The following is a 9,161-nucleotide window of genomic DNA, read 5'->3' on the forward strand; positions in this document are numbered from 1 at the left end:
TGCCCAAGGAAGTATGTATAATTTGTGCATACTCTGGAGGGCCTACCGATGGAAGCCACTGTTGCAGAACGCGGACAGATCACCCTGCCCAAGGCGGTGCGTGATGCCCTCGGCCTGACCAAGGGCACGCTGCTGAAGGTCGAACTGGACGGCAGCCGCATCATCCTGCGCAAGAGTGTTGACGATGCCATTTCACGGGCGCGCGGCAAGTTCGCGCTGGACGGCTTTGAGTCGTCCGACGCGGCGGTGCGTGCGGTGCGTGACGAGGAATAAGCCGTGATGATCGCCGTCGATTCGCCGGTACTGGTCGAGCTGCTCAGCAATGGTCCGCAGGCCGATGCAGTGGAAGCCATCCTCCGGCAGAGCCTGGTCGGCGGCCGCGTGGTGGTCTGTGGCGCGACCCTGGCCGAAGTCTGCGCATCGCTGCGCGGCGGTGCCGAAGTGCTGGAAGCGCTGGAAGAGATGGGCGTGCACTTCAACCCGATGGAAGCCAAGTCGGCGCTGCGCGCCGGCGAGATGCACCGTCGTCATCGCCAGCGCGGCGGCAGCCGTCGCAGTCTGGACGAATTCATGGTCGGCGCCCACGCACTGCTGCAGTGCGACGGCCTGATCACCTGGAACGACACGTTTTACCGCGACTACTTCAAGGGCCTGAAGCTGATCGTGCCGCAAGCCTGAGCCCACATTGTTTTTTCAACCTACGCATTACCCGGGAGTTGTCATGTTGGAAGCCTACCGCCACCACGTCGCCGAGCGCGCTGCGCTTGGCATCCCGCCGCTGCCGCTGAGCGCGCAGCAGACGGCCGATGTCATCGAACTGCTGAAGAACCCGCCGCAGGGCGAGGCCGAGTTCCTGCTCGACCTGCTGACCCATCGCGTGCCGGCCGGCGTCGATGACGCGGCCAAGGTCAAGGCCTCCTACCTGGCCGCGATCGCCCTGGGCAGCGAGCAGAACCCGCTGATCAGCCGCGAGCGCGCCACCGAACTGCTGGGCACCATGCTGGGCGGTTACAACGTCGCGCCGCTGGTGCAGCTGCTGGACGACGCCAGCGTCGGCACCATCGCCGCCAACGGTCTGAAGAAGACCCTGCTGGTGTTCGATGCCTTCCATGACGTGCAGGAAAAGGCCAAGGCCGGCAACGCCAACGCCCAGGCCGTGCTGCAGAGCTGGGCCGATGCCGAGTGGTTCACCAGCAACCCGGAAGTGCCGCAGAGCCTGACCGTCACCGTGTTCAAGGTGCCGGGTGAGACCAACACCGACGACCTGTCGCCGGCGCCGGACGCGACCACCCGTCCGGACATTCCGATGCACGCCCTGGCGATGCTGAAGAACAAGCGCGACGATGCGCCGTTCACCCCGGAAGAAGACGGCAAGCGCGGCCCGATCCAGCAGATCCTGTCGCTGAAGGACAAGGGCCACCTGGTCGCCTATGTCGGCGACGTGGTCGGTACCGGCTCCTCGCGCAAGTCGGCCACCAACAGCGTGCTGTGGTGGACCGGTGATGACATTCCGTTCATCCCGAACAAGCGCGCCGGTGGCGTCTGCCTGGGTTCGAAGATCGCCCCGATCTTCTACAACACCATGGAAGATGCCGGCGCACTGCCGATCGAGCTGGACGTGTCGAAGATGGAGCACGGCGATGTGGTCGAGCTGCGTCCGTACGAAGGCAAGGCGCTGAAGAACGGTGAAGTGATCGCCGAGTTCCAGGTCAAGTCCGAAGTGCTGTTCGACGAAGTGCGTGCCGGTGGCCGCATTCCGCTGATCATCGGCCGTGGCCTGACTGGCAAGGCGCGCGAAGCGCTGGGCCTGGCCCCGACCGATCTGTTCCGCCTGCCGGTGCAGCCGGTCGACACCGGCAAGGGCTTCTCGCTGGCGCAGAAGATGGTCGGCCGCGCCTGTGGCCTGCCGGAAGGCCAGGGCATGCGCCCGGGCACCTACTGCGAACCGAAGATGACCTCGGTCGGCTCGCAGGACACCACCGGCCCGATGACCCGTGACGAGCTGAAGGACCTGGCCTGCCTGGGATTCTCGGCCGACCTGGTGATGCAGTCGTTCTGCCACACCGCCGCTTACCCGAAGCCGGTGGACGTGAAGACCCACCACACCCTGCCGGAGTTCATCTCCACCCGTGGCGGCGTCTCGCTGCGCCCGGGCGACGGCGTGATCCACAGCTGGCTCAACCGCATGCTGCTGCCGGACACCGTCGGTACCGGTGGTGACTCGCACACCCGTTTCCCGGTGGGTATTTCGTTCCCGGCCGGTTCGGGCCTGGTCGCCTTCGCTGCTGCCACCGGCGTGATGCCGCTGGACATGCCGGAGTCGGTGCTGGTGCGCTTCAAGGGCAAGATGCAGCCGGGCGTGACCCTGCGTGACCTGGTCAACGCGATCCCGCTGTACGCGATCAAGTCGGGCCTGCTGACCGTGGCCAAGGCTGGCAAGAAGAACATCTTCTCCGGCCGCATCCTGGAAATCGAAGGCCTGCCGGAACTGAAGGTCGAACAGGCCTTCGAACTGTCCGATGCCTCGGCCGAGCGTTCGGCGGCCGGCTGCTCGGTGCGCCTGAACAAGGAACCGATCATCGAGTACCTGACCAGCAACATCACCCTGCTGAAGTGGATGATTGCCGAGGGTTACCAGGATCCACGCTCGCTGCAGCGTCGCATCGAGAAGATGGAAGCGTGGCTGGCCAACCCGCAGCTGCTGGAGCCGGATGCCGACGCCGAGTACGCCGCCGTCATCGAGATCGACCTGGCCGACATCCACGAGCCGATCGTGGCCTGCCCGAACGACCCGGACGACGTGAAGACCCTGTCCGAGGTGGCCGGCGCCAAGATCGACGAAGTGTTCATCGGTTCGTGCATGACCAACATCGGTCACTTCCGTGCGGCGGCCAAGCTGCTGGAAGGCAAGCGTGACCTGCCGACCCGCCTGTGGGTGGCCCCGCCGACCAAGATGGACGCCTCGGAGCTGACCAAGGAAGGTGTGTACGGCACCTTCGGCGCCACCGGTGCACGCATGGAAATGCCGGGCTGCTCGCTGTGCATGGGCAACCAGGCGCAGATCCGTGAAGGCTCCACCGCGATGTCGACCTCGACCCGCAACTTCCCGAACCGTCTGGGCCGCAACACCAACGTGTACCTGGGTTCGGCTGAACTGGCCGCGATCTGCTCGCGTCTGGGCCGCATCCCGACCAAGGAAGAGTACATGGCCGATGTGGGCGTGATCGCCGCCAGCGGCGCGGAGATCTACCGCTACATGAACTTCGACCAGATCGAGGAATACCAGGACGTGGCCAAGACGGTCGCTGCCTGATGCGGTAGTGCCGGCCGCTGGCCGGCATCCCGTTGAAACGAAGAACCCCCGGTGAAAGCCGGGGGTTTTTGTCTGCTGCATCCGCTATTGCACGGTCCAGTCTGCGTTGCCCTGCAACCGACGGCCGCCGATCAGCACGTAGCCGCGCTTACCGGAGACATCCATCTCGAACCAGGGCAATCCATCACGGTCAAGTGGACGCACGTAGGCCTGGCGCTTTGCACGGTTGAACTCGATGTAGTAGCGGCGATGCACGTTGGGATACGGCGGGATCAACGCGCCTTTCCAGCTGACGCTTACCGCGCCGGGGTCTTCGCGACCCACCAGCATCAGCATGAAGAACGCATCACCCTGCTTGGCCTCGAAGTAGAACAGATCGCCACTGGCGCTGGCGGGTGCCAGTGGCAATGAAAGCAGTACGGCCGCCAGGGCGGCCTTCCATATGCCTTTGATCATGTGCAGCATTCCTTGTGCAATACCGCTATCAAAGCACACATGCGGGTAGCGCGTTGAAACGAAGAACCCCGATGAAAGCCGGCACCTTTTCTTGTTGCCTGATGGCCTGTAGCGCCGAGTCCATGCTTGGCTGCTGTTCGTGCGATGCGCGATGAGTCGAGCGCGGCTCGACTCTACAAAGGCATCCACGCATGGCGTGGATCTACTGCCCGCGGAGTCCTTGAGCCGCGGCGCGCAATCAGCCGCGGGCGAGCGCCAGCAATCGCTCGGCAATCCGTTCCAGCGGGACCTGTTCCTCGGCGGCGCCGAGCTTGAACGCTGCACCGGGCATGCCCCAGACCACGCTGGTGGCCTCGTCCTGCACCAGCGTCGGTGCGCCGGCGCGACGCATTTCCAGCAGGCCGCGTGCGCCGTCGTCGCCCATGCCCGTGAGGATGGCGCCAATGGCATTGCCGCCGGCGTTCTGCGCGACCGAGCGGAACAGCACGTCCACCGCAGGCTTGTGCCGGTTCACCGCTGGGCCGTCGTCGACGCGGCAGCGCCAGCGTGCACCGTCACGGATGATCCGCAGGTGCTTGCCGCCCGGCGGTAGGTAGGCGTGGCCAGGCAGCACCGCTTCGCCGTCGCTGGCCTCGCGCACGGCCATGGCCGAGTGGCGGTCCAGGCGTTCGGCGAAGGCACTGCTGAAGCTGGCCGGCAGGTGCTGGGTCATCACCACGGCTGGGCCATCGGCGGGCATGCCTTCCAACACCACGCGCAGCGCTTCGGTGCCGCCGGCTGACGAGCCGATCGCGATCAGGCGGTCGGTGGTGCGGAACTGCGGTGAGGCAGGGCGCATCGAAGGAGCTGCGTCCAGTGTGAGCTTCGGGACCGCAGCGCGCACCAGCGGACGTACCCGCGAGCGCGCTGCCATCTTGACCTTGGCGATGATCTCGTCGGCGTAGGCCTGCAGGCCGCGCGCGACGTCCAGCTTCGGCTTGGAGACGAAATCCACCGCGCCCAGCGCCAGTGCCTGCAGGGTGGTGTCGGCACCGCGCTCGGTCAGCGAGGAGATCATCACCACCGGCAGCGGATGCAGGCGCATCAGGTTTTCCAGGAACGCCAGCCCGTCCATGCGCGGCATTTCCACGTCCAGGGTGATCACGTCCGGGGCCAGGCGCTTGATCTTCTCGCGCGCCAGCAGCGGGTCGGCGGCGGTGCCGACCACGTCGATGGCCGGATCGCTGGACAGGATTTCCGTGAGCATCTGCCGCACGACGGCGGAGTCGTCGACGATCAGGACCCGGCAGGGGGCGTTGCCGGTCAAGGTCATTCGAACAGCTCCACGCCGCCGGTGACAGGGGCCTTGGACAGGCGCGCACGCACGGCCGATTCGGTCGCGGCGACTTCGGCTTCGTGTGCATGCGGCAGGCGCTGCACGACCACGCGGCCGGTATCGGCGAAGAACCAGATTTTGCGCGGATGGATGCCGCACAGATCCTCGGCGATGATCGGAATGTGCTCGGCCTGGAGGTACTGGCGCACGAACTCGGCGTTACGGGTGCCGACCGGATTGCTGGTGAATCCCTTGAGCACGTTGGCGCCGCCGAACACCTTGGCCTCGATGCGCTTGCGGTGTGCGCCGCGCTTGAGCATGTCGTTGATCAGCAGTTCCATCGCATAGCTGCCATAGCGCGCGGGTGCGCCGTCGCCGGCGTTGCCTTCGGGCAGCAGGAAATGGTTCATGCCACCGATTTTCAGCACCGGGTCGCGCAGGCAGGCGGCCACGCAGGAACCCAGCGTTGTGGTCAGCGCGGTGGTGTCGTCCACCACCAGGTACTGGGTCGGCAGCAGCTTGGCGGCGATGGTCTTGAAGCGCGCATCCTGGTAGCGCATCACATCATCGGTACGCAGTGAGGCGTTCATGCACCGGCCTTTGCCGCACGGCGGTACAGGGTGCGGCCGCAGGGCTGGATCAGGTCGGCGGCGTGCAGGTAATTCTCCGAGTGCCCGGTATAGAGCAGGCCATCATCGGACAGGTGCTGGACCAGACGACCGAGGATGGCACGCTGGGTCGGCTTGTCGAAGTAGATCATCACGTTGCGGCAGAACAGCGCGTCGAATGGTCCGCCGACGTCGTAGCGCGGGGCGAGCAGGTTCAGCGGGCGGAACTCGATCAGCTCGCGCAGCGCCGGCAGCACGCGGCACTGACCCTCGTTGGGGCCGCTGCCGCGCTGGAAGTAGCGGCGGCGCAGGTCCGGATCGAGGCTGGTGACGCGATCGATGTTGTAAACGCCACGACCGGCGGTGGCCAGCACCTGGGTATCGACGTCGGTGGCGATGATGCGTACCGGCGGTTTCAGGGTGCCGAAGGCCTCGCAGGCGGTGATCGCCATCGAGTAGGGCTCTTCGCCGGTGGACGCCGCGCACGACCACAGCAGCAGCGGCGTGCGGCTGGAGCGCTGCTGCAGCTCCTCGCGCAGCTTGTCGAAGTGATGCGGTTCGCGGAAGAACGAGGTCAGGTTGGTGGTCAGGGCGTTGGTGAACGCCTGCCACTCGTCACCATCTTCCTGCTCCAGATGGTCCAGATACTGCTGGAAGCTGCGCATGCCCAGCGTGCGCAGGCGGCGCGACAGGCGGCCATAGACCATGTCGCGCTTGGCCGGGGCGAGGGCGATGCCCACGCGCTGGTAGATCAGGTCGCAGACGCGGCGGAAATCACGGTCGGCGAACTCGAATTCGCGCGGGCCGGTGACGATGGGAGTAGGACTTTGCACGGGGGACGTGTCCGTCGGCAGAGGCGGCGGCCGAAGCCACCGCGGGTGGGTCTCAGAATTCCTGCCAGTCGCTGTCGCTGGCGACGAAGGTGCTGGCGTTGCTGCTGCGGCGGACCGGAGCGGGGGCACTGGTCGGCTGTGGGCGTGCCACGGTGGTGACACGGGCCGGTTCCACGCGAGCGGCCACGGCCTTCACGGCGGCCGAGACCTGGTTGTCGAGGCGGAAGATCGCCACGGCGTCGGCCAGCTGACCAGCCTGTTCTTCCATCGCACGTGCGGCGGCGGTGGCTTCTTCCACCAGTGCGGCGTTCTGCTGGGTGGTTTCGTCCATCTGCACCACGGTCTGGTTGACCTGCTCGATGCCGGCGGACTGTTCCTGCGAGGCGGCGGAGATCTCGGCCATGATGTCGGTCACGCGCTGCACTGAAGCGACGATCTCGCCCATGGTGCTGCCGGCCTGGTGGACCAGGCTGGAGCCTTCGGCGACCTTGCCGACCGAATCATCGATCAGGCCCTTGATCTCCTTGGCCGCGGCGGCCGAGCGCTGGGCGAGGGTACGCACCTCGCTGGCGACCACGGCGAAGCCGCGGCCCTGTTCGCCGGCACGGGCAGCTTCCACCGCGGCGTTCAGCGCCAGGATATTGGTCTGGAAGGCGATGCCGTCGATGACACTGATGATCTCGGCGATCTTCTTCGACGAGGCTTCGATGGCCGACATGGTGGTGACCACCTGGCCGACGACGCTGCCGCCCTGGGAGGCCACACCCTGCGCGCCGATGGCCAGCTGGTTGGCCTGGCGTGCGTGTTCGGCGTTCTGGCGCACGGTGGAGGTCAGTTCCTCCATCGATGCGGCGGTTTCTTCCAGGTTGGCGGCCTGCTGCTCGGTACGGCGCGACAGGTCACTGTTGCCTGAAGCAATCTCACCGGCGGCCAGGGTGATGCTGGAAGCGCTGGCCTGGATCTGGCCGACGATCCGGGTCAGCTGCGTGACGGTCGTATTGGCGTCGTCGCGCATGCGCGCGAACACACCCTGGTAGTCGCCGTGCATGCGCGCGGTCAGGTCGCCTTCGGCGATGGCCGACAGCAGCTGCGAGAGCTTGCCGAGGTTGTCATCGCTGACCGCCATCATGGCGTTGAGGTTTTCCAGCATCAGGCGGAAATCGTGATCGAAGCGCTGCGCATCACCTCGCTGGCTGAAGTCGCCAGCGGCGGCGGCGCGGGCCAGCTGCTTGATCTCGGCGTTGATGCGGCCGAGGTTGGCCTTGACCGTGTCGACGGTGGTGGTCATCGCCGCCTTCTCGCCGGGGTAGCGCGCGATGTCGCGGCTCAGATCGCCGACCGCATACTGCTGCACCACGTCCAGCACGTCGTGCAGGGTCTGCACATGGCCGCCCACCAGGGCATTGGTTTCCTGCACCATCAGCCCGTACTCGCCGGGGAAGGCGCTGGCGTCGATGCGGTAGCTCAGTTCGCCGCCGTCGTGGCGGCGCGCCATTTCGCGCTGGCCGCTGATTACTGCGTGCAACTGCAGCTGCATGGCGGACATGGCGTCCAGCAGGCGGCCGGTTTCGTCATGCGGCTGCGGGCCGATGTGGCTGTCCAGCTTGCCGCGGGCGATACCCTCGGCCACGGCCGTTGCCTGCTTCAGCGGCACGGCGATGCGGTTGCCGATGAGCCAGCTCAGCGCCAGCACGATCAGTACCAGTACGCCACCGGAGACGGCCATGATGGCGGTGAACACCAGCGCCTGCTTCTGCACGTCGTCCATGTAGACGCCACTGCTGACCACCCAGTTCCAGGGCGCGAACAGGCCGGCGTAGGCCACCTTCTCGACCTCGCCTTTGCTGCCGGGCTTGGCCCAGCGGTAGTTGACGAAGCCGCCACCGGCCTTGGCCGCTTCGACCTGGTCGTAGTAGATGCGCACGCCGTCGTCGGTGCGGAAGTCCTTCATGTCCTTGCCGACCAGGTCCTTGCGGAACGGGTGCATCAGCAGGCGGTAGCCGGTGTCGTAGATGTTGAAGTAGTAGGCATCGTTCTCGGCGCGCATCACTTCCAGCGCCTGCAATGCGGCGCTCTTGGCAGCGTCCTCGCTGAGCTCGCCGGTACCCGCCAGCCGGTGGTAATGCTGGAGGATGCCGTAGCTGAGTTCGACCTGGGTCTTCAGCGCGGTCTTGCGGGTCTCGGTCAGGTCGAGGTACTGCATGCGGGCGGCGATCACCGAGAGCGCGATCACGCCGAGCGCGATGAGCAGCGTCAGCAGGTTGAGCTTGCGCCGGACGGAGAGATTGCTGAAGTAGTGTTGCCAGCGATGCAGGAGATTCATCGAGCAGGACCAGGTCGAAGCGGGCGGGCGGCGCCGAGCCGGTCAGCGGCGAGACAAGCCGTGACAACCCCGTTATCGGCCGCTGGGGCGGGGGATTGAGGTGAGGTGTTCGAACGTATTCAGGTTTCCTTGCAGCGGCGGCTGCGGCGCTGCCTGCGGCGGGCTGGTTTTGAAGCAACAGCAACAGCAACAGCAACAGCAACAGCAACGGCGCTTGGTCGGTGGTCAGGGGTTGCGAGAAGGGCCGGGCCAGGATGGGTTGGCGGGGGACGCCGTAAACCCGTCCCTGGGGGCTTGGCCGCGGCATCCATGC

8 protein-coding genes are annotated in these 9,161 nt (G+C 66.1%); 3 read left to right on the forward strand and 5 right to left on the reverse strand.

Features of this window, described 5'->3' with window-relative positions; translation table 11 throughout:
* Positions 1 to 48 precede the first annotated feature (48 nt).
* From R1H25_RS18305 to acnB, 3 genes are read left to right on the forward strand one after another with little or no spacing between them, the layout of a single operon-like run.
* Positions 49 to 273 (forward strand): AbrB/MazE/SpoVT family DNA-binding domain-containing protein, encoded by a 225-nt coding sequence (locus R1H25_RS18305; protein WP_005409505.1) that lies wholly within the window; start codon positions 49 to 51, stop codon positions 271 to 273.
* 6 nt (positions 274 to 279) lie between these two features.
* Positions 280 to 678 (forward strand): type II toxin-antitoxin system VapC family toxin, encoded by a 399-nt coding sequence (locus R1H25_RS18310; RefSeq protein ID WP_005409506.1) that lies wholly within the window; start codon positions 280 to 282, stop codon positions 676 to 678.
* A 43-nt stretch (positions 679 to 721) separates the two neighbouring features.
* Positions 722 to 3,313, forward strand: a complete 2,592-nt coding sequence (gene acnB, locus R1H25_RS18315; protein WP_154348997.1) for a bifunctional aconitate hydratase 2/2-methylisocitrate dehydratase — start codon at positions 722 to 724, stop codon at positions 3,311 to 3,313.
* Between the two features lie 84 nt (positions 3,314 to 3,397).
* Here the strand turns inward: acnB and R1H25_RS18320 are convergent, their stop codons facing one another.
* The 5 genes from R1H25_RS18320 to R1H25_RS18340 all read right to left on the reverse strand — a co-directional run bounded on the left by R1H25_RS18320 (position 3,398) and on the right by R1H25_RS18340 (position 8,848).
* Positions 3,398 to 3,769, reverse strand: coding sequence for a hypothetical protein (locus R1H25_RS18320; RefSeq protein ID WP_152906644.1), 372 nt, complete (start codon positions 3,767 to 3,769; stop codon positions 3,398 to 3,400).
* 238 nt (positions 3,770 to 4,007) lie between these two features.
* Positions 4,008 to 5,081, reverse strand: coding sequence for a chemotaxis response regulator protein-glutamate methylesterase (locus R1H25_RS18325; protein ID WP_317224288.1), 1,074 nt, complete (start codon positions 5,079 to 5,081; stop codon positions 4,008 to 4,010).
* Positions 5,078 to 5,674 carry a chemoreceptor glutamine deamidase CheD gene (gene cheD / locus R1H25_RS18330; RefSeq protein ID WP_008264676.1) on the reverse strand — a complete coding sequence of 199 codons (597 nt, stop codon included), beginning with the start codon at positions 5,672 to 5,674 and terminating at the stop codon, positions 5,078 to 5,080. Before cheD ends, R1H25_RS18325 begins: the two co-directional genes overlap by 4 nt.
* Positions 5,671 to 6,525 carry a CheR family methyltransferase gene (locus R1H25_RS18335; RefSeq protein ID WP_032129842.1) on the reverse strand — a complete coding sequence of 285 codons (855 nt, stop codon included), beginning with the start codon at positions 6,523 to 6,525 and terminating at the stop codon, positions 5,671 to 5,673. The genes cheD and R1H25_RS18335 overlap by 4 nt, the downstream gene beginning before the upstream one ends.
* A 52-nt stretch (positions 6,526 to 6,577) precedes the next feature.
* Complete coding sequence (locus tag R1H25_RS18340) at positions 6,578 to 8,848, reverse strand: methyl-accepting chemotaxis protein (RefSeq protein WP_317224289.1); 2,271 nt, start codon at positions 8,846 to 8,848, stop codon at positions 6,578 to 6,580.
* Between the last annotated feature and the right edge of the window lie 313 nt (positions 8,849 to 9,161).

The organism is Stenotrophomonas veracruzanensis (assembly GCF_032911525.1).
Classification (GTDB): domain Bacteria; phylum Pseudomonadota; class Gammaproteobacteria; order Xanthomonadales; family Xanthomonadaceae; genus Stenotrophomonas; species Stenotrophomonas africana.

Coding starts and splice junctions, on each gene's coding strand:
- R1H25_RS18305 (WP_005409505.1), top strand. CDS start 49: ATGGAAGCCACTGTTGCAGAACGCGGACAGATCACCCTGCCCAAGGCG.
- R1H25_RS18340 (WP_317224289.1), bottom strand. CDS start 8,848: ATGAATCTCCTGCATCGCTGGCAACACTACTTCAGCAATCTCTCCGTC.
- R1H25_RS18325 (WP_317224288.1), bottom strand. CDS start 5,081: ATGACCTTGACCGGCAACGCCCCCTGCCGGGTCCTGATCGTCGACGAC.
- cheD (WP_008264676.1), bottom strand. CDS start 5,674: ATGAACGCCTCACTGCGTACCGATGATGTGATGCGCTACCAGGATGCG.
- R1H25_RS18310 (WP_005409506.1), top strand. CDS start 280: ATGATCGCCGTCGATTCGCCGGTACTGGTCGAGCTGCTCAGCAATGGT.
- acnB (WP_154348997.1), top strand. CDS start 722: ATGTTGGAAGCCTACCGCCACCACGTCGCCGAGCGCGCTGCGCTTGGC.
- R1H25_RS18320 (WP_152906644.1), bottom strand. CDS start 3,769: ATGATCAAAGGCATATGGAAGGCCGCCCTGGCGGCCGTACTGCTTTCA.